Here is a 24,171-nt window from a genome sequence, read left to right as displayed (position 1 = left end):
TCCGTCACGACCTAGTTCTTGAGTGGTTCAGGCTGTTCTGCCTGACATGCCAAAACGGCCTCGATGGCTTTTGAGGACCCACTCAGATCAAGCTCTACTTCGGTTCCACTTTCACCAATTATCGTGACGCTTTGGCGCTTTCCGAATTCGGTCACAAACGCGGGATTATCGAAAAAGGCATACCCCCCGGGGACGCCATTTTTAAATACACCTACGGCTTCGCCTTCAAACTTTGCGTCACCAAAATCGAATTTCACGATACCGGTTGATCCGTCCTCAATCTGAACCCAGGTCGGATTGTAAGCGGCGAAGAAACCGCCAGCCTGATTGGGTGCGACGCCAATTTCAACTGTCATGTCGTCTTCGAAAGGCTTCCACGCGAGGCAGCCATTTCCTTTCTCGGGGTCGATCAAAATTTTCCAGTCGCCGGACTCACCCCACTGCTCCATACCAGCGGCAAGAGCGCCACTCGCGAGAAGCGTTACTATTGCGGTAAATGCCCAATTGATCATCTGGAACCCCAAAACGTTCTGAAAACTATTGCATTAATCCTACCCATTGCTCTGGATCAATCAAACTAATCCTACAACCTGCAAGGGCCGGGTTAAATGGACCCAGAGTGGACTTGGTATTCTTTTACTTCGCTATATGAGCAAGCTTTCCATCCCATTCCTCAGTGGGAATCTTAGGACTTGGCGGGTCGGCCATGTAGGACGGTGTCATAATTTGCGTACCGTTCTCGTTGAACACTTCCACGATGTTTTGGTGTAGATCAGACAGAATCTTAGGCAAACTCGATCCTCGAGATGTGTATGCGTTAATTTCGTAATTGATGGCATAGTCAGCCAACTGTGTCCAAAGTACAAAGGGCTCCGGGTTTTTCTTCAAACTCTGTGTGCGATGAGCCGCCTCTATCAACATTGCCGTGATTTTTTTTGGCGGCTCCTCGTACCCGATCCCGACCGTCGTGTGCACGAGAAGGCCTCGACCATCGACTTTGCGCGAATAATTCACGACCTCTGAGTTCAACAACTGAGCGTTTGGAATACTGATCATTTCGTTTTTGATGGATTTGATAAGTGTTTCCATAAGCTTGATTTCGGTTACGTCCCCTATCTTGTCGCCAACCATTATTCGATCACCAACATTCGTGCTGCGCCGATAGATGACAAACAGACCTGCCATCATGTTCGATACAACTGTGTTAGATCCCAACGAGACCATGATACCGGCAAGAATTGTCAGGCCTTGAAACGCCCGGGAACCTGAGCCCGGAATGTATGGGTAGGCGAACACCAGTGCGATCACGATGATCAAAGCCCTGAACAGCATGTTCGTTGGCGCGATCCAGTGCGCCTCGAAATCTTTGATTTCGAATGCACCGTTCTCCAGGTTGTCAAAGAACAGATCGAGGCCGCGGATCGCAAATCGACATAAGGCTGCAATAATCACCAGCATGATCAGGTTTGGGATGTACCCAACGACAGCCAGCACAACATTTATCAATGGCTCACTAACGTACTTTAGAAGAACTTGAGCGATGGCCTGGGTTTCCGCGAAAGACAGCAAAACCAAGGACAGGTAGTAATAGAGAAAAAACAGAAACAGCACCCACATCAAAGCATGAATTGAATAAACGATGATAGACGCGATTGCCCTGCTTCGTAGGATTGACTTTGTAGCTTCCTCGACGCTTTCCGCTCTCTTTTCCAAGTTGTTTCTGACGTAGCCCAGAAACTTCTTCCGTTTGGCAAAGAAGAAGTATGACACCAGTGCAAACAACGCCGTCCAAGCAACAGCGGCCAAGGCGCTGTCAACGCGGCCTTCGCTGGATCGCGCTTCCCGGTACTTTAAAATGGCATTTTCGATGGCCTCTGCTTGCAGCCCGGCCAGAACTTCAATGTCCATCTGTTCGTGGTCGGCATCAGCCTGAGTGGTAATAGTGACCATATGGCCGTCGACGCGTACGAGTTGTCCAAATTCAGCCCGGGAGATTTGGATGTCGACCGTTTTGCTCTCTGATCTATCAGCAACTTGAGCAATTCTTTCTTCAATCTTTGCGGCCCTGTCCGTTGCGGGCAATGCGCTGGATCCGCGGACGACAAAAAGCTCATCCCCGTCGACAATGACCGGTGCTATGAATTCGGGATCTTCTCGCTCCTGCTGTGGCAGCAAAACTTCTTCTGACTGAGCCGAGGCTACACTGCAAAGAAGCAGAAAGGACATCATCAATATTACTAATGCTCTCATGTCTTTACTCCTTCCACTGGGATCAGGTGAACATCGCGCTGCGGGAACGGTATTGATATTCCCTCTTGGTCAAACCGCTCCTTGGCTTGTCCTGTGAGGTCCCAATAGACAGTCCAATAGTCGTCAGACTTGGACCACGGTCGACAAAAGATATTGACTGAATTGTCGCCAAGTTCACCAACAAATATTTCTGGATCAGGCGACTTCAGGCATAGTTCATGTCTTGCGACCAATTCCTTCAGAACATCGATTGCGTGAGCAGCGTTGTCTGAATACGCGATCCCAAAAACCAAATCGACGCGACGCTCGTCAGATGCGCTGACATTTGTGATTACGTCACCCCAGATCTTACTATTCGGCACAATGATGATCTGGTTGTCGAAGGTTCGGATTTTTGTCGAAACGACCGACATCTCGTCAACAAAACCAGATGACCCGCCAACCTGAATATAGTCTCCGGTATCGAATGGCTTCAAAACCATGATCATCAGACCGCTGGCGAGATTGCCTAGCGTTTCCTGAAGCGCAAAGCCAAGAATGAAAGACAAACCACCAAATATTGCAAACAAAGGAGTGACGTTCACACCGAACAAGGCAAGCACAACCAGAATGCCGAGAATAAAGACCGCCCAAAACACTGCGGTCGCAATGAATTTCTTAAGCATCCGCGAAATTGTAGGTATCTTTTCAAGGCCGCGCTCAGAAAAACGACGCACCACTTTGGCGACAAACATCATAACCCAAACAGCTGCCAAAACACCCAGCCCAGCCAATAGAAGACCAGCACCTCCCTCCCATGAAACCAACCATTGGAGAGCGTTATTAAATAGCGTCTGAAAATCCGTTGTTTTGAGAACGCCAGTTTTGAGCGCCAAGAGATAATCTGTATGCGGCTTCAGGTCTTCTTCTGCGGCACCCTTTAGAGCCCATTCGTCCAAGACCAGAGTGTAATTATCCAAAATTACAGTGCCAGTGTCGTTTATCAAAGAAAGCTGTGATCTCAGGTCATCTTCTTGCTCTTCGTTTCCGTCCTGAAGGCTAAGATTGATACGGGCAATTTCTTCAAGTTGGTTGCGAACATGGTCTTGCCAGGCAACAGCAATTTCTGAAAGCTCATCAGTCGTCAGCGGAACAAGCAGTATCTCCAGGTCACCGGCAGAAATTGATTTGTCGGCAACCTGAGATAAGAGATCTTCTTGCTGAACCTCGGCAGGTTCCTGTTCACTCGCCGCGTTCTGTGCGTACGCTGGAACAGCGTTTGACGTCGAAACCGCCGCAGCAAAGAGCAAAATAACCAAACCGTAGATGTATCGCGTCATGACACTAAAGCTCCCACATAAAGACTGAAGAGATCATAAGGAGACCGAAAAGGTCTGCCATCAAAATAGTTGGGGGCGACCCACTCACTTGCCGCCCCCGCCCGTTCCGGCCAAAATGAAGCCCGAACGGAAACTGCTACCCGGCATTCATCAAAGATTGACCCTCAGTCTCAGTCCCAAGACCAGCGGGTCGTTCGAGTTTGATCCGGGATTTTTCAGGTATTGCACGTCTGCCGTCAGTGCCAGATTGTCGGCCAAGTCCAAACGGTAGAAAGCTTCAAGTGTCGTTTGATTGGGCAATCCTGGTGTCGTCAGGTCGGCAACAGTGGCCGCTATGCCAAGGAGATCATCATAGGTGCCAGGTCGCCACATCAAGCCTGCGTTGACTGCACGCCTGGCCAACGCACCGCCGCCATTGGACCATCCCAGCCGTCCGAAGATCATCAGTTGGTTGTCGAATGTATGGTTGGCAGAAAGTGTGGCTCCATATGTTTCCGGTACGCCAACTTGTTGGCGCGCATCCGTGTGAAACATCCCCAGATGAACGTTTGTTAGAAATCGTTTTGATTTTTCGGGCGTCCAGCCGATCTCGGCGTATTTGTAAAATTCGCTACCCCCGGAAAACCACTCAATGTCTGTGAGAGACCCATTGGCGTCGCTGACCACCCCTAACGCGTAAATCTGATCCGTCAGATAGCCGCCGACCGTGACGCCAAAGCCTGGATCTGGGATTGGCAGTACAGGGCTAAACAGGATTGAATAGTTCGAAAAGGTCGTTCTTGGGTTCACGTACCCAAGAATGTCGGAGTAGTCGCCCGGATCGATCCGACCCGCCACCACTCCTCCGCGTCCGTTTGCGAAGGCTTGTTGCCAGTAAGCTACCGACAAGGTCGTGTTTGTGTCCCCAAACGTGACCGCGGTTGCCCCTTGATATCCAATTTGCGCAGGCAGTGCTGAGGGTGCAATGGACTGGCCCAACCGGTGTCGGTTCTCCAGAATAAAGACAAGGCTACCCGGGTTTTCACCACCCCGGTTTGCCAATTCCCACGTCCCAATCATCCTGAGCTGACCGGATGCAGATTCGTCCTGCCCGGTCAGACTGTGAGAACTGCGTTGGTATAGCGCTTGGTAATCAAAGCTGAGCGCCAATCCGGTGTTTTCCCTAAATCGACCCAAAGCGGTTTCGGTTGGATCAATGGCACGGTCCAAACCGGGCCATCGAGAGTCTTCAAGTCTGCGCAGCCTATCTTGCTCCTGTTGCGCACTGGCTGATCCCGGGCCGCCCAACGAAACCTGGGCTGCGGCCTCCAGTTTCGCCTGAGCAGCATTTTCCTGGGCATCAGCAGCACTACTAAAAAGTGCAAAGGCGCTCAATAACGCGGCGGCAAGGGTCGGTCGTGGTGGAAGATACGACCTCTGGTGCGACAAACCTCCAATCACTTTACGTCATCCACTGCTTTGATTTCGGGAACACGTTCCAGCGCCACAGCCATGTCGGCGCTGCTCATCAATTCGATCATCTGGTAGTCATCCAACAAGCCGTCGCCGAGGCGGCTGACATAGAAGGCCTGGATAAAGCTTGGATCGTCTGGCAGTGAAACGGTGATGTAGTTCTTCCCGTTTCCAAGCCCCCAGTAATAGCTCAAAAGCTCTCCGCCGAGCGCTTCGATCCCGCCTTTCACCGAGGCTGCGCGATCCCCCGGATTGGCGATCTGCATTTCCCAAGCGGTGCTATTGGACGTGCCAATGAACAAAAACGTACGCATGCTTTCGGCGTCTTCAGCAGCGGCAATTGAACCACAGATCGCCATAAAGACGCCAAGGCTGAGATGTTTCACAGTCTTTCCTTTCAGGGAAGGTTTCTTGGCTGAAGTGTGGGGTTATCAAAGATAGACCACCCCACTTTCCTTTATTTCAGCGTATTCTTGTAGAATTTGCCGTCCTTCATGATGACACGGATGGTGTCGAAACCTTCTTCACGCGGTTCCGCGTCAAACCATTTCGGTTGGGCCCCCAAGACAGAAAGATCTTCCAGCGGGTTGCCATCGACGATCAGGATATCGGCGTAGGCTCCTTCTTGGATCACCCCCAACTGCTCTGGATATGGATTACGTTGGCCAGTCAGCTGCGCCAGTTCGCCCGCGGTCGACGTAGCGGAGACCAGCATCGCATGATTGCCGAACCAATCGGCAAACTGGTACTTTTCGAAATCGCGATGGGCACGGCCCTGATCGAGCGTTGACAGTACTGTATCAACGTTGTGCACGACCTTGGGTTTGTATTTCTTGACAAGCGCGATGAGATCCTTGCTTTGGTCATGTGCAACCGCAAGCTTGATGCCTGCTGGCGTACCCGGTGCAAAGTTCGGGTGCTCAAACAGGATCGGTGAGAACCCGGCGGTGTTGAGGGACCAGAATATTCCTTCATCAGCCATGCGCTTCACGGTTTCTTCTGTGACCATCTGGCCGTGCTCAATGACTTTGACGCCCGCATCCAGTGCCATTTGGACAGTTTCGTCCGTGTATGCATGCGTAAAGGCGTAAGTATCAAAAAAGGCTGCGACCTCTACGGCCGCCCTGATCTCTTCCACGCCGTATCCCACAGACCAAAGCGGGTCTAATTCCGAGGAAACACCGCCTCCGACGGTTAGCTTGATTTGCGTGGCCCCGTAGCTGAGGTTCCGGCGCGCGGCCGTTCTGATTTCGTCTACGCCGTCTGCAACGACCGCGAGATTGAGTTCTTCCACCTGTGCGACGGGGCCACCTTCAGCCCGGGCACGAGGGCTGCGCCAGTCCGTGTGACCAGATTGTGGACCGATGCACGCACCGCTCGGGTAAATCCGTGGCCCGACAAGGATATCCTGATCGATCAGCTTTTTCATCGCATCGCCTTGGCCACAGGCATCGCGAACCGTTGTGTAACCATCCATAAGGTAATCACGCGCGTTCGCGACCGCCATCGCGCCGACGCCGTCCCAATTCGCATACTCCGCGCCGCCAAAGCTTGTGAAAAGACCGGTCAGGTTCAGGTGGACGTGGCTGTCGATCAGCCCGGGCATCAATGTGCGACCACCTCCATCCACAACCGTCGCGCCCGTCGCGTCGATGGCATCGGTGGACACTTCTTTGATCAAGTTGCCTTCGATCAGAACGCTGGCGTTCTCGATCCGCGCCTCGTTCACACCGTCAAAGACATTGACGTTAGTGAACAGGGTTTGCGGCTGGGTATCCTGTGCAAACACGGCAGTGGCCGTGATAGCGATCAGGCTCGCGGCAGCGGCTGTCTTTGTTGAAATACTCATGTCTTTCTTCTCCCTTTAAATTTAGTGCGCGGGGTGCCGAGGTAAGTTCACCCCACGCGACACTCAGTCGAGTGTGTTCTTGTAGATCACGCCATCTTTCATGATCAGATCGAAGTTGTTCTCGTAGTCCGTCATGATCAGGGCATCCTCGACCGGGTTTCCGTCGACCAGCAGAATGTCGGCATAGGCACCTTCGGCAATCACGCCCAACGGACCCTCGGGATAGGGATTGAGTTTGCCCGACAAGGCCAACAACTCACCGGCCTTCGAAGTCGCCTGCACCAGCACTTCGTAGGACGACCATTCCTCGAGGCGGTACTTGAATTCATCGTTCTGTTTGGTGAGCGCCGCAGGGTCCCCGATAATGTCGGTGGAAAAGGCGACCTTTTCGATGCCGAACTCTTTCAGTAGTTTCATCTGGTTTCTGGCTCCGGCCTGAACCTCAAGGAACTTGGGCACGGCAAGAGGGCCGAGCACTTTTACAACGGTTTTCTCGTCCAGCCCCAGAAGCGAGTAGTACGGCACGACCCAAACATCCGCGTCCTTGATCGCTTGCGCTGAGACTTCGGTCATCAATTGCGCATGGTCGATGCTCAGCACGCCTGCCTCAATGGACCGCAGAATGCTCTCGTCATTGTAGACATGCACCAAGACATAGGTGTCATAATCGGCAGCAGCTTTAACCGCGGCTTCCAGTTCTTCTGGCAAGTATTGAACAGTGTGGAGCGGGTCGACGCTGGAGGATACGCCACCTCCGGCCATGACCTTGATTTGGGATGCGCCCAGACGCAACGATTCCCGCGTTGCGCGCAGCACTTCCGGGACACCGTCCGCAAGAAACTCTAGGTGCTGGTTGAAGAAGGACGGCGATGCCCCTTCGAAGTTGGGGTGCGGTTCGGTGTAGTGCCTGTGCTCGCCATGTCCTGACGTCTGTGAGATCACCGGGCCGGACGGATAAATACGGGGGCCAACGGCCTTGCCACGGTCGATGGCTTTCTGAAGCCCCATCGCTGGCCCACCCGCATCGCGTACGGAGGTGAAGCCGCGCAACAGCATCTTTTCCGCCTCGATGGTGGAAACGGCGCCCCAGTACATCCAGTCGAAATTGTCCCTTAGGTCTGCAATCGGCTCTGTGATTGCCATGTGAACATGGGCGTCAATCAGACCTGGCATCAGTGTGCGCCCACCACCGTCGATGATTTGCGCATTGGCGACGGCAAGCGGCTCAGTCGAGACCTCGGCGATCAGGTTATCGACGACCAAAACATTTGCGTTCTCGATCCGCGCCTCGTTCACCCCGTCAAAGACATGAACATTTGTGAAAAGGATCGGGAAACTTTCTTCCTGTGAAGCGGCATGAGTTGGAAACAGATGGCTCGCAGCCAGTATTGCGGGCACAAGTATGCGCATCAGGCATCCGTTCATTAGGGCTCCTATCTTCAAGAATCGCAAAAGGCGCAACTAGGAGTCATTATAGAATTCGAATAACTTGATGCCTGACAGATTACCGGTTCGAGAAAAATAGTTTTGGGAAACTGCAAGGTTTAATAATTTTATTGTGGGAATTTCCTACACTCGGGAATATTGCGAATTTCTGGAGAAGAGATGACAAGAAGACTTGGTAATAACACGGATCAGTCGCTGCCACTCGTCAGGGCTTCAGTTGCGGGCCCGGTTGTCGCAGCGCTTCGCAGCGTGGGGGTCGAACCCGCGTTTGTTCTTGATCCTCTGGGGTTGAACGAAGCGCAGGTAATGGACCCGAAGAATTTCCTGCGCCACGATACCGTCTACCAGATCTATCAGGCCGTGGCAGAAGCCACTTCACCGGATTTTTGCGCACGGGTCGGGCAATCCGTCGATCTTGTCAAATTTCTCCCGCTCGGCGATATGCTGGCAGAAGCCCTTACATTGGGAGACTTTTTTACCAGGTTCACACAAGCGGTTTCCAAGGAATCCAATGCCGTTACGCAATCCCTCTTTGTCGAAGGAGAGCACGCATATTTCAGTGCCAAAAGGAACTTCCAAATTTCGGTTTCTCCCAGCCAAACCGATGCGTTTCTGACAAGTATATGGATATCCCTGTTGCACCGTGTCCTGGATTTCAGGTGGGACCCCAACCAAGTCATTCTTCGCGTCAATGACCCGGATGCGCTGCCCAGTCATTTTCACGGCGTTCGGGCAATCAAGTGCAATCCTCAAGGTTTTTCGATCAGGTTTCCCTCCAGCTGGTTAAGTTACAGACTACGAGCAGAGGCACTGGAAAACCCACCAGACTACAGGGTGATGGATGAGGACCTGGCCGCCCCGCAGGATTTCCTTGCGGGACTGGAAGGCCTGATCAGGGTCCATCTTGCGGATTCAGGATTTGGTGTGGATGAGCTTGCGGACCTTTGCGGATTTCATCAGGAAACACTGAACAACCGATTGGAACCTTACGGTCAAACGGCGTCCCAAGTGATCGCGCGCATTAAGCAGGAAGAAGCCGAACGCCTGCTGGCAAAAGACAATAAATCCGTCGGCGAGACAGCGCAAAGGCTTGGCTATGCCGACCCAACCGCCTTCTCCAGAGCATTTCGTAAATGGACGGGCGTATCTCCAGCAGCCTACAAGAAATCAAACCGGAAGGACTAGCATTGCTCCTGAACATCGCCATCGGTCTTCTATCTGCATTTTTTCTCTTTGCTTCATCCATTAAGATTTTTGGGTGGCAAAAGAAGGTCTTTGAAATCCAGTTGGGCATGTTCGAAAGCTACGGCCTCAACAGGCAGATCATGTTCATCGTCGGATGCGGGGAACTTTTCGGGGCAATTGCCATCTGGTTTCAATCGTCGTGGATCGGGCCGCTAGGCGCACTTGCGTTGCTCTGCACATCTGTCGGAGCGATATTCTGCCATCTAGTGTTCGATACCTGGAAGCAGGGTATACCGGCGACGATAACAGGGACACTTGCGGCTCTTGTTTTGAACGCTGGGTATTCGAAGCTTCTAAACATACTGTAACAACGGCCACCCGACCGATACCAGGAAATCCCAGGACAGCGATGGAACGTCCATAACGGACCTTTATTCTCGACTTTGCAAAGTCCGCTTTCTGCGCGTCGGAGACCTTCGCGAGAATCCAAGCAAAAAGGCCGCAAGGAACCCAAGGTTCCTTAGGGAGGCCCTTTGCGGGATTGAGCAACGCAAAGGACCATAACCGTATCGACTACGCCAAAAAACTGATTGAATTCACCGCTAGGGCAGACAATCGCGCAGCGCAAAACTATGGGCAAACTACGCAAACTTATGGGGTGCGCGAAGTGTTATGCGCGCCCCTACAAAATCTGTAGGGACGCGCATAACGCTGCATTCCTATCATTGATTTTATTCAGAAAATCTGGGTGTCGTCGCCCATAATTTTGCGCGGCATTTGCTCATAACTTTGCACGATTTTCCCAAAGGTTTGCGCGGATCGCAACACGCGCTCAATCGTCGATTGTCGTAGCGCGACTCTATCAAGTTAAACACGCCAAATCTCAATCAAACGTGCATTTTAATTGGCAAAACTCTACCCATACCAAACCAAGACAGTAAAAATTCCAAAGTGAAGTGGACAAGAGAGGCATCGCAAACCCTTTCAATCCGATGAGCGTACAAACGGAAAAGACAACCGCGGGGCTATTCACCGCCTACGGTATGGAAGGTATTATGAAGCTGAAGACTAACGTTGCCGACGCCGCCTAATATCACCAGGCCGGTCTGGATTTTCCGGACCTTTCGAACCAACACGGGCTTAGGAGGAGCTTAGCCGATGACACACCCCGCATTTACCTCAGACTCTGTGGCCGTGATTACCGGGGGTGCTTCCGGCATTGGCCTCGCCGCCGCAGTGAAGTTCGCGCAAATGGGAATGCGCATTGTTGTTGTTGATCGAGACACCGAGAAACTGGCGGCCGCGGCAAACATAGTGTCTGCCGCTGGCGCGGCCGATGTAATGACGTCTGAGACAGACGTCAGAGATCGTGCGCAGTTAGAGGCGTTGGAGCGGATGGTGGCAGACCGCTACGGAGGGACAGATATTCTGATGAACAATGCCGGTGTCGGAGGCAATTCATCGACAGTTGGCGACGCCGCGGCTTGGGACAATATGCTGGGTGTAAACCTATGGGGTCCGATCCACGGCACCCAGGTCTTCGCGCCAAACATGATCGCCCGGCAGACCAGGCGCAATCATCAATACAGGGTCCAAACAAGGCATCACGACACCGCCAGGCAACCCGGCTTACAATGTCTCAAAGGCGGCTCTCAAAGCCTTTACCGAGGCACTGTCCCACGAGCTCAGAACGGGTCCAGATCATCGGATTTCCGCGCATCTTCTGGTCCCTGGGTTCGTCTATACCGGCATGATCTCCGCGCCCGAGAAGCCTGCCTCTGCCTGGACCGCTGAGCAGACGGTCGACTTCTTTGTTGAAAGCGTGAACCGCGGGGATTTCTACATCCTCTGCCCCGACAATGACGTTTCACGCGATACTGATGAGAAACGCATTGCTTGGAGCTTGGGAGACATCATTGAAAATCGCCCACCTCTCAGCAGATGGCATCCAGACTATAAGGAAGCGTTCGCGGACTTCATGGCGAAGTCTGGCTGATCATCGCCATAGTCCAAAAATCATGATAAGTTGACGATTGAAGATTACCGGCAGCTTTACTGGTTGCCGGCGGCCTGTCGCCTGTCACCATAATTGAACCTCATTAACAGTCTCATCTGGCCGGTCCAATTCTATTGTGTGTACCAGTTGTGGCGCAAAATATAATTCGGTTTAGAAACGGGCGGAGATTTTTGTCGCTTGAACGCCTTGGACTTGCCCATTTGATTCAGAAGGTTTCGACACTTTCAGTGCAAACCTTTGAGTTTGCGACTATGGCCTTTCAAAACCTCGATTGCATCGCAATTCAGCCGTCGGCCCTCATAATGCCAATATGACTAGAGATATTGAAGCTAGCTCTCCAATCTGTCACAGCCAAAAAGTTGGATTGCTAGCTGATCTGCGCAAGAGAACGCCGAAAAAGCCGTAGGCTCATTAGTAACAAAGCAATTCCCAACAACGTCATCCAAACGAATTCCGGCCAGACAGTCTCAATACCAGCGCCTTTGAAAACAATAGCCTGACTTGCTGACATGTAGTGGCGTGACGGCAAAACCAAAGTACCTGCCTGCAACCACGCTGGCTGACCTTCAATTGGGGTCTCTCCACCTGACAGCATTAGCATTGGCAGCACAATCAACATGACCAGAAGCGCGAACTGCGCCATAGAGCGTGCAATGGTTGCCAGAAACACCCCAAGCGCCGTCGCAGTAAAAAGAAACAACGCCGTACCAACCAAAAACAACATCTTGGATCCAGCGATATTGATGCCCAAAGAACCCTGCATCACAAAGGTTAGTGAAAGACCAGCGGCGACCAAAACCACTGCTGCATTCGCCCAAATTTTGGCAATGGCAATGTCAAATGGAGCAAGAGGCATGGCAAGGAGATGCTCAATGGTCCCGTGCTCTCGCTCTCTAATCATTGCCGCTCCGGTCAAAATAGTTGTGAGCCACATGATCTGGCCAATCAAAGCAACGATACCAGCAAAACGTACCGTATCTCTATTTGGGTTGAAGGCGCTTCTTAGAATGACACTGATTGAGGGAGCATCTACTAGATCGATACCAATTGCATAGCGATGTATTTCAGCGCTCAAGATACTGGCGATGTAGTTTGCGCCAATACCGGCCTGTTCCATTGCGGTTGCGTCAATAAGAACTTGAATCTCCGGACTGCGCCTTGCGCGCAGATCCTTTTCGAATCCGGGGGGCACAGCCACAACGAAAATAAAGCGCCCAGCATCCATGTACGCAGGTCCTTTTCCGGGTTCGATTTGGACGACCGGTTGGAACTCTGGTGGGAAAAACGCTGTGGCAAGTGCTCGAGAAAGTGGCGAGTCGTCTTCATCCGCAAACGCTATCGAGGCGTTGTTTACAGAGCTTGCCACTCCCGTTGCTTCCATGATCGGGGCCAGCGTAAAAGACCAAACCAACAATGCCATCATCACCCAATCACGGCGCAGGCTCATCACTTCCTTCAAGCCTAGCCAGAATATGCAGTAGAAGCGCTGCATTCACTTCTCCTGCGCTCGAAGACATAGGGCTGCGATCAGTGTCAGAACTGGTCCGAAGCAGGCGAGGGCCAGAATGTCTGGCGCAAGGGCCTCCCAACCCAAACCTTTAGTGAAGGCACCAACGTTCAGGTGTAGGAAATATGAGGAAGGCCAAAGAGAGCCCACCACTTGTGCGCCTCCTTCTAGCGTTGAAACAGGTTGCAACAGACCTGAGAACTGGATTGTTGGGACAACTGAGGCGATAGCAGTTGCAAATGTTGCGGCCACCTGACTGGATGTCATTGTAGCGATCAACAGCCCGTAGGATGTCGTTGCCCAAACGTAAAGAAGGGCACCAACAGCCAAAGGGAAAGGATTTCCTTTTAACGGCACCCCGAAAAGAAGAACGGTCATTCCGGCCAAAAGCAGAAAATTTGCGTAGGCGATCAAAATGTACGGAATTTGTTTGCCGACTAGAAATTCAAGCCGCGTGGTTGGTGTCACGTAGAAATTGACAACTGACCCCAGCTCTCGTTCCCTTGCTACGCTTACGGCAGTCAAAACAGCTGGCAACATAATCAGTAAGATAGCAGGCATTGCCGGAGCCATCGCGGCGATGCTTTCAAAGCTCTGATTGTAGCGAAACCGAGGTTCGATCCTGGCGATATCTATCTGGCTTATGCCATTGTTGAGGGCATATTCCGCGAGAAATGATTGGTGCAATCCGGAAACATAACCTTCAACCGTCTCACCCTTAAATGGGATAGCGCCGTCTACAGTTGCAAGTATCTGGGTCGGTTCACCCGTACTCATCTTTCGGTCAAAGTCAGGTGGCAACTCAACAACCAGAGAGACCTCACCTGCCACTAGACGGTCGCGCCCTTCGCTGGCGCTTTGCAGCGGCGATGTGGCTTTAAAGTAGGACGATCCGGCGAATTCAGCCGAATAAGCACGACTCTCCGGCCCCTGAGAAAGGTCAAGTACCGCGAATTCAAGTTCATCTATATCCAGCGTAATTCCAAAGCAAAAAACTAACATTAGAATAGCAGAACCCAGAAACGCGAAAGCCAGACGCACCGGGTCGCGAGCTACTTCAACGGTTTCGCGCCGCGCATAAGCCAATACACGAGAAAACGCTCCTCCCCGGGCGTGGGATTTGGTCCCAAAACCCACCTCTGGCGCGACAACAGAGACTGGTTTTTCTGCTGCTGCCAATATCGAAATGAAGGCGTCTTCAAGGTTTTCCACCCCTTCAACAGCGATCAGGTCAGCCGGAGTACCTTCGGCTAGAACTCTACCAGAATGCGTAAAAGAAACGCGATCACAGCGTTCCGCCTCACCCATGAAATGAGTGGACACAAAGATTGTAACCGACTCGTTTCGCGAGAGCTCAATCAGCAAGTCCCAGAAGGAATCGCGCGCCTCTGGATCCACACCGGATGTTGGTTCGTCGAGTATTAGTACCCGCGGACGGTGGATCACAGCTACGGCTAGCGACAGTCGCTGTTTGATCCCTAGGGGCAGTGCCGTCGCCAACGTATGCCGGTGCTCCTCGAGCCCAAAGCGCTCAGTAAGTTCCGAAACACGTTGTTCACGGTCGGCAATTGCAAATATCCGCGCGTGCAATTGTAGGTTCTGATGGACCGACAACTCGCCATACAAGGAAAAGGCCTGGCTCATGTAGCCTATTTCACGCCTCATTTTTCGGTCATATGCATCGACAGGGTTGCCAAACAGCAGTGCTTCACCTGAGCTGGAAGGTAACAAGCCAGTCAGCATCTTCATTGTCGTGGATTTACCGCAACCGTTTGATCCTAGAAACCCGAATATCTCTCCGCGATTGATTGTGAAGTCGACGTTGTCTACGGCCGTGAAATCACCAAAGCGTCGTGTCAGTCCACGCGCAACTATCACTGGGCTTGCTTCGATCTTCCCATTCGTTTTGTTTTTCCCCGCCGGTTCGACAGGCAACTCCCGTGCTCTCAGACGCCGATATGCAATTTCGAGGTCGACATCACTCCCTTTCAATTCGGCGGGCTTCCCATGAAAGATGACTTGACCCGCGTCCATCGCGACAATCCGGTCAAAACCCTCGGCTTCTTCCATGTACGCCGTTGAAACCAATACCGACAGTTCAGGGCTTTTTGCTCGGATTGCATCAATCAAAGCCCAGAACTGCCGACGCGACAACGGGTCGACCCCGGTCGTTGGCTCATCCAAAACCAAAAGTTTGGGGTCATGGATTAACGCACAGCAAAGACCTAGTTTTTGCTTCATCCCGCCCGAGAGTTTGCCCATCAGACGGTCTTCAAACTGCGCAAGCCCTGTCGCAGCCAATAGCACTGCGATACGGTCATCCCGCTCTGAATGCCCTTGAGCAAAGAGACCTGAGAAGAACTCGAGGTTCTCGCGTACAGATAGCTCCGGATACAGGTTTCGACCCAGCCCTTGCGGCATGAAAGCGATGGCTGGGCAAATTCTGTGTCGATGGCCAGATTCGCCAATCGGGCCGCCTAAAACGTCGATATTGCCGGATTGCAGTTTCTTTGCGCCGGTGATCAAACCAAGCAGTGTAGACTTTCCCACCCCATCCGGCCCGATAAAGCCAACAAGCTGGCCGCCTGGCAGTTCCAACGAAACAGAATCCAATGCAACATGCTTGCGATAGCGGTGCGTAACACCTGAAATGTGAATATCGCAGGCGTCATCCTCTACTCTCATTCGAACAGCTCTTCTGGGATGCGTTGTTCAAGCGCCTCAGGCCAAGCAGCGGCTGGGTTCAGCCGGATCACCGCGACACCGCGCAGACCGGTTTTGACGTGCTCAATCCGACTTTCAACCAAGTCTATTGGGATACGGACGCGAACGCGAAAAACCAGTTGCTCTCGCTCATCCAGGGTCTCGACCTGTTTGGGGGTGAATTGTGCCTCGGGAGAAACAAAGCTCACGTATGCAGGTATCGCATATTCCGGCAAAGCGTCGAGCACGATGCGAGCCTCAGCTCCAATGGGCAAAAGTCCGGCTTCACGCGCCGGAAGAAAGACTTCCATGTAAACATTCTCAAGGCCAAGAATAGTCAGGATTGGTTCGCCCGCGCCAACGACCTCTCCGGGTTCTGCAAGCCGGTAAAGCACGCGTCCGGGCAAAGGTGCCACTAGAGCGCTGTCTTCAATCTGTGCGTCAATCCTGCGCACTTCTGCCTCAGCGGCAGCAATACGGCTTTCCGCGGTTGCAACTCGGGCTTTGGCGGCGCCCAATACTGCTGTAGCAACCTTATGAGTGGTATCGCGATCTTCAAAAATAGTTTTGGAGATGTTTTGTCCTGCCAGCAACGCCGTGGCACGATCAAGCTCTTGCTCGGCCCTGCGCTGTTCGCTTTCGCGTTGCACAACGAGCGCTTCTGCTTCGGCCCTTGTCTGATTGGCCAAGGCTACTTCTGCTCTAGCCCGGTCCAGGGCGGCAGATAGCTCGTCTATGTCCATTTCGGCCAGGATTTGACCGGCTGCAACCATACTGCCCTCTGTTGCCGTTACCTTCGCAACCCGACCTGCATTAGTTGGTGCTATTTTGACCTGTTCCGCTTCAACCCGCCCGTTTCCTTGCACAAATCCGACCGGCAATTCATCGCCATCCTCGGCAACAACGACATACAGCAACGCACCAGCAATTACTAAACCAGCCAAAATAAGAAAAACCGATAGGTTTTTGGTCATAGCGTTTCACCTGAAACAGGGTTTCTGGCGCAGAGTTTAGTGTCTCAAAAGACTCACAGCCTTGTTTTGGATCAAAACCGATCCGGCCACCACAGTTCCAAGCAATTGTTTGTATGAACACCGGTTTGGGTGTTGCAGGCTCTTTCGCGGTAGGTCGGAAGAAGTAGACTTGAAGCGTTTTTGTTATCAGTTTGGTATTGAAACGGGTTGTTCTAGCGCGCAATTGCGGTCGCCGCCAACCTGCTGCGCAATACAGCGAAAGGAAACACTATGACCAAAACACTGAGAGCTTGTTTGTCTTTGTGGTTGGTTGCAGTCGCTCCTGCGTACGCACAAGAACCTCCTCGTCTCGTTTTGCAGCTGACCGTTGACGCGTTTCGGGGCGATCTGCCGACACGCTACTTTGAGAATCTTGGGGAGGGTGGCCTTAAGTATTTACTAGAAAACGGTGTACACTATCTGGACGCCCATCATTGCCATGCCAATACAGAGACTGTTGTCGGGCACGCCACCTTGGCGACCGGGGCAACACCGGCAGTGCACGGGATGATCGGAAACATATGGTTCGACAGAACCTTGGACCGCGTTGTTTACAACGTTGAAGACAGCACCGCTCCGCTTCTTGGAGATGGCGCTGGCGTCAATGACGATATTGAAATTGACCCAACACAGGCGGCAGCTGGCACAGATGGGCGGTCACCACGCGCTATGCTTGTTACAACGCTTTCGGACGAATTAAACGCTTCCACTGCTGGTGCGGCCAAGGTCTTTGGAGTTTCAATCAAAGACCGTGGGGCTATTACAATGGCGGGACAAAGCGGCAAAGCCTTCTGGTTCTCGAAAGCCGCAAATCGTTTTGTCACAAACTCGTATTATTACGACAAATACCCTGATTGGGTTTCTGTCTGGAATGACGCATCGCCGAGTGCCTCATTTGAAGGAACCTCTTGGGAATTGATGCACCCAAAGGAAACCTATCTCTTTGGCGACCGTGACAACCAACCATGGGAGACGGATGTCGCCGGGTTCGGCATAACCTTTCCTCATCGCTACTCTTCGACGCAAAATGGGTTTGACCCACTAGAAAATCCCTACTTTACGACCTTTTTAACGCTTAGTCCCGCTGGCGACGATCTGACGGCGCAATTTGCCAAACGATTGATTGATGCCGAGGATATCGGGCAAGACGCGGTAACGGATTATCTGGCGATTAGCTTCTCGTCCGTGGATTACGTCAACCATGTGTTTGGCCCCTCCAGTCTTGAAGCCGAGGACACGATATACCGCCTCGATCAGACTCTCATGAATCTCTTCGCGTTTATCGACGAACGGGTTGGGCTGGAAAACGTTTTGATCGTTCTATCGGCGGACCACGGCACCACCGATGCGCCGGGCTATTTGGAGAGTGTTGGCATCCAAACTGGCCTTGTTGCTCCGGACACATGGGACCCGACGGAACAGATAGCCAGGCTTAAGGAGCGGTTTGGGATCACCGGGAAATTGCTTGAGGGTTATAATCACCCCTATCTCAATATCGCCCCCGAAGTATTGGCTCGCCGTGATATTGATTTACCCACGCTGGAGTCAGCTATTGCAGAAGAGCTTCTATCCTTTCCCGATGTGGCATTCGCCGTCCCCAGTACGGCTATCGAAGCAAACCTCCTGCCCGATACCGACATCATGCGCCTGATCCGCAACAACTATCATCCGACCCGATCCGGGAACATATACGTAGTCTTCAAGCCCGGCTGGTTCATCGCAGACTTCGATGGTCTGTCCGTTACATCCACCCACGGGTCGCCGTGGCGCGGTGACACACATGTGCCGATTGTCTTTGCTGGCTCGAACTTAAAACCGCAACGGGTCGCACGCCGGGTTTGCACGACTGCTCTCGCATCCACACTGTCTGCATTGTTAAGCACGGCACGTCCTAATGGTGCGAGCGGTGAGATACTACACGAAGTCTTGGATTAGAGCGCTGTGAAGCGCGAGGCCTGATATTGAAGCAAGTTAGACCAGACCGCGACGGCATCGTCCACAACGCGATCCGCATATTCGTTGCTTCTTGGCAGATACGGCACTCGCCCAACGCAGCACTCTTTAGCGTACACAAATGCTGATCAGAACTTCACGGAACATAACGTTCCGGCTTCGGAGACTGAATACTCTCCAAATACTCAGCAATTTCGACAAGTCCGGAAGGGATACGCGTAACCAAACCGTTGCCCGTATCGAATTCGACAGCAGGGCCGTCATTCAATTCGGTGATTATCGGCATGTCATCGCGAGGTTCTTGAACTTTCAAATAACCGTCCAAGATCGACATGACCTCCAACATGGGCCACACACCACCTCTGCGTTCGGAAATCTTTGTTAAATCAGCAGGCACTGTTTTCAAATCAGTGGCGTCAGGCCCATTTCCTGTCGCATCGACTCCGTGACACCTGGTGCAATGCTCGAAAAAAAGGTCTTTCCCAAAGTCCAAAAACTCGTCGGCCGCAGATATCGTTGGAACCGAAGAAATTACTATGCTTGCAACGATCATAAAGTACCTCATAAGTTGGAGGTCCTTTGCCAAACGAGAGTTTATTACAACAGAAATGGACCGACATCTTCCCCCGGTCAACGTCGGTCCTTTACCATATTACACTTGCTATCCTATGGCCCAAAACCGATTGATGGGGACAGGCAGCAACGAGCTCAGAACAGCTTCACCATTTAACATTCAAAATTTAGCATGTGAAAGCGCTCGGCTCTTTGACATAAATCATATGTCACTCCGCAGTCTGCCAGAATTGGACTCGACACGCCAATTCGGCCAAATGATTTTGAATGACTGCTTACGCCTAGCAGAGCACGGCGCTTCACAATGTTAGGCCTGGAATTGTCACCGGGTCAAAAAAAGGTGCAGGTTCAGAACACCGGCAAACGATCAATCGCTGACCTAGCGCCAAAAACACTAATCTACTGTTGGATGCTTTCTAAGAAAAACAATAACCCTGCTAACTCGCGCGGAGTGGGCGTCAAGACACCCTCGATTTCAACCGGAACCAGGTCTTCCGCCATTTCCCCGCCAAATTCCGGCATAACCCGAGCAAGATGGCTGTTTCCTGGGTCGCCATAGATGTAGCTTAGGGCCCGTGCTTGAGGGAAAGTGCCCGCGTTCTTCGCGCTCAATGTTGTCAAATCTGTTGGCTCAACGGAAAGACCGCTGCTTGCCGGGCCACCGCCTCTACCATCCACACCATGACAAGAAGTACAGTTTTCTGAGAAAAAGGCTGCCCCATCAGCGCGAGTGGGCATGACATCGGCGTCAGGATACAAATCTGAACACGACGCTGTGGCTAGAGCGATAAATCCAGCCGATAAAATAGCCCACCTTGTAGCGTGCATGCTCTACCCCGTTTTTTATTCAGCCTACGGTCCAATGTAGAACATGGCAATGACAGCAACTGTGTTTAAGAATCAGGAAGGGTCAACTTTACAGACTCTTACAAGAACTTGGACATTGCCGCTCACCAAGGGGGGGGGTGAAAGCTATTTCTAGACCTTCTATGTCTGCGGGCATTTCACTTTTGAGAATCTAAGCAGAATATTCAACAATCAGGATTGGGAGATCCAAACATGCTGGAAGCTTCGTCCCGAATAGTTTGGCTCGAAGCGATAGGGGCTATCCTAATGATCGTACTTGGGTCCGGGCTGCACTTTGCATTTGTTTTGCTTGGAAGTTGGACGCCAATGGCGCTTGTGGCAGCTGTCAACGAGTCAATTTGGGAACACTTAAAGCTGGCTTTTTGGCCAGGCTTGTTTTGGGCCTGCCTAATGCCGCTTCCACCCCGACTTACAAGAAGGGACGTATTTAGTGCTAAAGGAGTTAGCCTCGCAATTACTGCTATTTTGATTGTAATAGTATTCACAGCATACACAGCGATATTTGAGCGCAACTTTTTGTTGATTGATATTGGAATATTTGTTGCAGCAATTTGCATCGGCCAGATCGTGTCAATTCTGCTGCTTGCTTACGAAGATCAAATACCTGAACTCATTCATGTATTCGGCTTGTTTCTCATTGGGGTTCAAGTCGTCGCCTATAGTACCCTAACATTTTTCCCTCTTAATCACTGGCTGTTCATTGAAGCACAATCTGGCACGATAGGTATTCCTGCCCGTTAGTTGGACAGTCGGTCCTATTGGTGACGCATGCTTGCATCCCCATGAATTTCAAAGACGATTTTCCCAAGCTTGACGGGCCCTAAACAGGGCGTTTGAGTAGAAGCATGGACCGTTGGATTTCGGATTCGATTGCCAAGATCAATGCAGATGCTCACCGCTCTGCCGATGCGCACCTTTTCAAGCTTCCTGTCCGGGGGCTGAAGGGCGTAGACATCTATCTCAAGGATGAAAGTACACATCCCACTGGCAGCCTCAAGCACAGGCTGGCACGCTCGCTTTTCCTTTATGCGCTTGTAAGCGGGAAAATAAGGGAAGGGACACGTGTAATCGAAGCCTCGTCTGGCAGCACTGCCGTTTCAGAAGCTTACTTCGCCCGTATGATCGGAGTGCCTTTTACCGCGGTTCTCCCAAAATCTACCGCCAAGAGCAAAATCGACCTAATCCAGTTCCAAGGTGGGGAAATCCACTTTGTCGATGCGGCGCCGGACATGCATCAGGCCTCGGTTGAACTGGCAGCTGAAGTCGGTGGCTACTTCATGGATCAGTTTACGTACGCCGAACGGGCGACGGATTGGAGAGGAAACAACAACATTGCAGAAAGCCTTTTTCGCCAAATGGGACGAGAGCCACATCCAATTCCATCGGTAATTGTGATGAGCGCGGGAACTGGCGGAACTTCAGCAACGCTGGGGCGGTACATTCGCTACAAAGGCTTTAATAGTGAATTGGTTGTTGTGGACCCAGAAAACTCAGTGTTTTTTGATAGCTTTCAAACTGGAGACAGGACCCTGACCCGCCCCTGTTCAAGTCGTATTGAAGGTATTGGACGTCCCAGGGTGGAGAAGTCATTTTTGGCAGATGTAATCAACCGGATGATCCAAGTGCCCGATGCGGCAAGCATTGCGACTATGCTCTGGCTTGATGATCGGATCAGGCGGCGAGCGGGCCCATCAACAGGCACAAACCTTTGGGGGGCTTTGCAAATTGCGCAAGAGATGGAGGCTGCCGGACGATCTGGCTCCATTGTCACTATTCTGTGTGACGACGGAAACCGTTATCTCGACACCTACTACGATCCGGAATGGGTGATGGAAAACTTCGGCGAAACCACCTCTTACGATGCTATTTTGGCGGGATATCACTGAATTCAAACGAAGAGGACAGAATGAAAAGGGCGAAATTTGTGTTTGCTGCGCTTCTGGCATCAATGGTTGCAGTGTTGTTTTGCTCCACAACAGTTTTGGCCTCCTCTCAGGAAGCACAACGGATCATCGAAAGCGCGGCTGCTGATTGCAAAGACTTCGAGAATGGAGAGTTTGATCAGGGTGACGCTGTGACCGAGATCGAGCTGCGCTCGCAGTTTGGCACGGCTAAGGCTGAACTCGTAGATGAAAGTCAGTATTCCTGCTCTTCTGCCGCTTCTATGTACTGCGGAACAGGGGGGTGCATGCTCAATCTTATCGTCGACGGTGAGATCATGTCGTGGCAGGCAACGGGTTGGCGTCTTATTGACTGGGGGCCTGACCGTATACTGCTTATTGGACGAGACGGTGGTTGGTGCGGAGGCGCAGGAGCCGAGGTTTGTTACGAGGCGCTAGTTTGGAGCAATGGGAAGATTTTAACCGTTGGTTCGGCGCCAGAGTAAGCCCGCGCAGCGCTAGCGGTTGTTTTACGCGCCGAGCTTAATGGGCCAGAACTTTTGGATCGAGCTTTATCTAGTCTATCGTGAACAGCTCCTGTCTTTCAGCAACACCGCGCAATCTGTATTGCCCCAGGGAAACAAGACTTGGAATGGAGCCCACCAAGTCGCCCGCCACCTTATCGGAAACCACAATGTTCTGATCAAGCGCGCTGCACATGCCTAAAATGCGCGAAGTTGTATTTACCGCTGGGCCGACCACTGTGAAATCCAAGCGAGACCTACCGCCAATATTGCCGTAAAGAACATCGCCTGCGTGCAACGAGAGAGTGAAGCCGGTCGTTGGCAAACCATCAGCTTGCCGTCGTTGGTTGAGCTCCTCAAAGGTATTTCGCAACTCCGCGGCCGCGTGAATTGCGACGCGGCGAGCGTCCGGAACTTGATTGATATCGAAGATGGCAAGCACTCCATCTCCCATGAATTTCAGAACGTTACCGCCATTGCGTTCGACTACGTCAACAGCTTCCGCGAAGTAGTCGTTTAGCAATTCTATGATTGAGCCCCCCGGAAGCGCCTCTGACAATTTGGTAAATCCTTGCAGGTCAAAATACCAAATCACCGCTGAAATAGTTTCCGATGAACCTCTGGTGATGTCCCCGGAAAGAACGCGCCTACTGGCATCTTTGCCCAGATATGCGGCTGTAATGTCTTCAGCCATCAATCGGTTCGCCCCACAAAATCTGTAGGGACGCGCATAACGCTGCATTCTTATCATTGATTTTATTCAGAAAATCTGGGTGTCTTCGCCCATAATTTTGCACAGCATTTGCGCATAGGTTTGCACGATTTTCCCATAAGATTGCACGGTTCACTATACGCGCTCAATTGTCGATTGTCGTACAGTGGCTTGATCAACTTGAACGCACCATAACTCAGCCAAAAGTGCGTTATTCTTGGAACAATTCAACCCAAAACCGAACAAAACAACTCAATTGCGAGGCTATGGTAGATTCCTTTCAATTTAGCTCGGCTCGGTTGGTTTAGATAAAAACTATTTAACATCGGCAATTCGACGCATGGGAACAGACGGCAGCAAGCTGTTTAAATTCTAGGGATGCGTCTCATTAAGACTGCATATGGTGATTAGCCATCGACCATCTGGTTGTCGCTCAAGCACATTCAGCGAAACGCCTTCACCTGTCGTGCCTTCGCTAAATTCTGCAAGACACCAGCCGAGTTCGCCGTCTCGACCTGCACTAGAGACATTGATTTTTTTGTCTTCTCCACCTTCCGCGACCCACTCTGCATGTGTGTCTTCAATAGCTTGCCTTCCAATGGAAGGTGGGCCGAAGGGAGAGTACATCTCTGCTTGCGCTGCAAACACGGAAGCGCATCCATTGGCGTCCCCTTGTCGGTAGCAGGCGACATAGTGGTCGAATACCTCCTGGCACTGTTGTTTGAAGGACATACAAACACTCCTAATTTCGCTGTCCTAGCATCAGGTTCTGCAATTCTACTGTCAAATCAACCTCGATCAGATTGTTTGCGTCGCTTCTACCTAGGACAAACCCGTCTTTGGTTTTGCGCCTGGGAACTGACATTTAAGCAAGATGCAGCATTTGACTCTTTGGGCTCAAGTAGACAATCGCTGTACAAG

21 protein-coding genes and 1 pseudogene are annotated in these 24,171 nt (G+C 51.8%); 8 read left to right on the top strand and 14 right to left on the bottom strand.

Annotation, left to right across the window (positions count from 1 at the left end; all coding sequences use genetic code 11):
* Positions 1 to 11: 11 nt before the first annotated feature.
* The 7 genes from AC2FIB_RS18975 to AC2FIB_RS18945 all read right to left on the bottom strand — a co-directional run bounded on the left by AC2FIB_RS18975 (position 12) and on the right by AC2FIB_RS18945 (position 8,295).
* Positions 12 to 512: a hypothetical protein gene (locus AC2FIB_RS18975; protein WP_496737056.1), complete on the bottom strand. Its 501-nt coding sequence runs from the start codon at positions 510 to 512 to the stop codon at positions 12 to 14.
* Between the two features lie 124 nt (positions 513 to 636).
* Positions 637 to 2,250 carry a mechanosensitive ion channel family protein gene (locus tag AC2FIB_RS18970; protein WP_496737057.1) on the bottom strand — a complete coding sequence of 538 codons (1,614 nt, stop codon included), beginning with the start codon at positions 2,248 to 2,250 and terminating at the stop codon, positions 637 to 639.
* Positions 2,247 to 3,569, bottom strand: coding sequence for a mechanosensitive ion channel family protein (locus AC2FIB_RS18965; RefSeq protein ID WP_496737059.1), 1,323 nt, complete (start codon positions 3,567 to 3,569; stop codon positions 2,247 to 2,249). Before AC2FIB_RS18965 ends, AC2FIB_RS18970 begins: the two co-directional genes overlap by 4 nt.
* A gap of 150 nt (positions 3,570 to 3,719) precedes the next feature.
* Positions 3,720 to 4,778, bottom strand: a complete 1,059-nt coding sequence (locus tag AC2FIB_RS18960) for a carbohydrate porin (protein WP_496737061.1) — start codon at positions 4,776 to 4,778, stop codon at positions 3,720 to 3,722.
* A 227-nt stretch (positions 4,779 to 5,005) separates the two neighbouring features.
* Complete coding sequence (locus AC2FIB_RS18955) at positions 5,006 to 5,407, bottom strand: hypothetical protein (RefSeq protein WP_299640498.1); 402 nt, start codon at positions 5,405 to 5,407, stop codon at positions 5,006 to 5,008.
* A 71-nt stretch (positions 5,408 to 5,478) separates the two neighbouring features.
* Complete coding sequence (locus tag AC2FIB_RS18950; RefSeq protein ID WP_496842609.1) at positions 5,479 to 6,870, bottom strand: metal-dependent hydrolase family protein; 1,392 nt, start codon at positions 6,868 to 6,870, stop codon at positions 5,479 to 5,481.
* A gap of 63 nt (positions 6,871 to 6,933) precedes the next feature.
* Positions 6,934 to 8,295, bottom strand: a complete 1,362-nt coding sequence (locus AC2FIB_RS18945; protein WP_496842608.1) for a metal-dependent hydrolase family protein — start codon at positions 8,293 to 8,295, stop codon at positions 6,934 to 6,936.
* Between the two features lie 180 nt (positions 8,296 to 8,475).
* On the opposite strand from AC2FIB_RS18945, the gene AC2FIB_RS18940 reads away from it, so the two are divergent.
* The 4 genes and pseudogenes from AC2FIB_RS18940 (at position 8,476) to AC2FIB_RS18925 (ending at position 11,497) form a co-directional block, all read left to right on the top strand.
* Positions 8,476 to 9,501 carry an AraC family transcriptional regulator gene (locus tag AC2FIB_RS18940; RefSeq protein WP_496842607.1) on the top strand — a complete coding sequence of 342 codons (1,026 nt, stop codon included), beginning with the start codon at positions 8,476 to 8,478 and terminating at the stop codon, positions 9,499 to 9,501.
* Positions 9,450 to 9,869, top strand: a complete 420-nt coding sequence (locus AC2FIB_RS18935; protein ID WP_496842606.1) for a DoxX family protein — start codon at positions 9,450 to 9,452, stop codon at positions 9,867 to 9,869. The genes AC2FIB_RS18940 and AC2FIB_RS18935 overlap by 52 nt, the downstream gene beginning before the upstream one ends.
* A 790-nt stretch (positions 9,870 to 10,659) precedes the next feature.
* Positions 10,660 to 11,007, top strand: a pseudogene (locus tag AC2FIB_RS18930) (SDR family oxidoreductase); the annotation flags it as partial.
* Between the two features lie 70 nt (positions 11,008 to 11,077).
* Positions 11,078 to 11,497 (top strand): SDR family NAD(P)-dependent oxidoreductase, encoded by a 420-nt coding sequence (locus tag AC2FIB_RS18925; RefSeq protein ID WP_496739627.1) that lies wholly within the window; start codon positions 11,078 to 11,080, stop codon positions 11,495 to 11,497.
* Positions 11,498 to 11,885: 388 nt separating this feature from the next.
* On the opposite strand, the gene AC2FIB_RS18920 is transcribed toward AC2FIB_RS18925, so the two are convergent.
* The 3 genes from AC2FIB_RS18920 to AC2FIB_RS18910 are packed head-to-tail and all read right to left on the bottom strand — an operon-like array spanning position 11,886 to position 16,702.
* Entirely contained in the window at positions 11,886 to 13,010 is a 1,125-nt protein-coding gene (locus AC2FIB_RS18920) for an ABC transporter permease (protein ID WP_496737070.1), read from the bottom strand.
* Entirely contained in the window at positions 13,011 to 15,710 is a 2,700-nt protein-coding gene (rbbA, locus tag AC2FIB_RS18915) for a ribosome-associated ATPase/putative transporter RbbA (protein ID WP_496842605.1), read from the bottom strand. It abuts the gene before it with no gap.
* Positions 15,707 to 16,702 carry an HlyD family secretion protein gene (locus tag AC2FIB_RS18910; protein ID WP_496737072.1) on the bottom strand — a complete coding sequence of 332 codons (996 nt, stop codon included), beginning with the start codon at positions 16,700 to 16,702 and terminating at the stop codon, positions 15,707 to 15,709. The genes rbbA and AC2FIB_RS18910 overlap by 4 nt, the downstream gene beginning before the upstream one ends.
* Before the next feature lie 270 nt (positions 16,703 to 16,972).
* Between AC2FIB_RS18910 and AC2FIB_RS18905 the strand changes: the two genes are divergently transcribed.
* The gene (locus tag AC2FIB_RS18905; protein ID WP_496842604.1) at positions 16,973 to 18,676 is read left to right on the top strand and encodes an alkaline phosphatase family protein; all 1,704 of its coding nucleotides are present in this window, start codon (positions 16,973 to 16,975) and stop codon (positions 18,674 to 18,676) included.
* A 154-nt stretch (positions 18,677 to 18,830) separates the two neighbouring features.
* On the opposite strand, the gene AC2FIB_RS18900 is transcribed toward AC2FIB_RS18905, so the two are convergent.
* Together AC2FIB_RS18900 and AC2FIB_RS18895 are read right to left on the bottom strand one after the other, a co-directional pair.
* Positions 18,831 to 19,247, bottom strand: a complete 417-nt coding sequence (locus tag AC2FIB_RS18900; protein WP_496737076.1) for a cytochrome c — start codon at positions 19,245 to 19,247, stop codon at positions 18,831 to 18,833.
* Between the two features lie 419 nt (positions 19,248 to 19,666).
* Entirely contained in the window at positions 19,667 to 20,005 is a 339-nt protein-coding gene (locus tag AC2FIB_RS18895; protein WP_170547480.1) for a c-type cytochrome, read from the bottom strand.
* A 321-nt stretch (positions 20,006 to 20,326) separates the two neighbouring features.
* Between AC2FIB_RS18895 and AC2FIB_RS18890 the strand changes: the two genes are divergently transcribed.
* From AC2FIB_RS18890 to AC2FIB_RS18880, 3 genes are all read left to right on the top strand, one after another.
* Positions 20,327 to 20,875 (top strand): DUF6512 family protein, encoded by a 549-nt coding sequence (locus AC2FIB_RS18890; protein WP_496737080.1) that lies wholly within the window; start codon positions 20,327 to 20,329, stop codon positions 20,873 to 20,875.
* A gap of 104 nt (positions 20,876 to 20,979) precedes the next feature.
* Positions 20,980 to 22,020, top strand: coding sequence for a PLP-dependent cysteine synthase family protein (locus AC2FIB_RS18885; RefSeq protein WP_496842603.1), 1,041 nt, complete (start codon positions 20,980 to 20,982; stop codon positions 22,018 to 22,020).
* A 20-nt stretch (positions 22,021 to 22,040) separates the two neighbouring features.
* Positions 22,041 to 22,520, top strand: coding sequence for a hypothetical protein (locus tag AC2FIB_RS18880; RefSeq protein WP_496737083.1), 480 nt, complete (start codon positions 22,041 to 22,043; stop codon positions 22,518 to 22,520).
* A 70-nt stretch (positions 22,521 to 22,590) separates the two neighbouring features.
* Here the strand turns inward: AC2FIB_RS18880 and AC2FIB_RS18875 are convergent, their stop codons facing one another.
* Both AC2FIB_RS18875 and AC2FIB_RS18870 read right to left on the bottom strand, forming a co-directional pair.
* Positions 22,591 to 23,232: an adenylate/guanylate cyclase domain-containing protein gene (locus AC2FIB_RS18875; RefSeq protein ID WP_496842602.1), complete on the bottom strand. Its 642-nt coding sequence runs from the start codon at positions 23,230 to 23,232 to the stop codon at positions 22,591 to 22,593.
* A gap of 390 nt (positions 23,233 to 23,622) precedes the next feature.
* Complete coding sequence (locus AC2FIB_RS18870; RefSeq protein ID WP_496737087.1) at positions 23,623 to 23,982, bottom strand: YybH family protein; 360 nt, start codon at positions 23,980 to 23,982, stop codon at positions 23,623 to 23,625.
* Between the last annotated feature and the right edge of the window lie 189 nt (positions 23,983 to 24,171).

This window comes from Ruegeria sp. YTSA072, from assembly GCF_059610285.1.
This window is presented reverse-complemented; position numbering and strand designations above follow the sequence as displayed.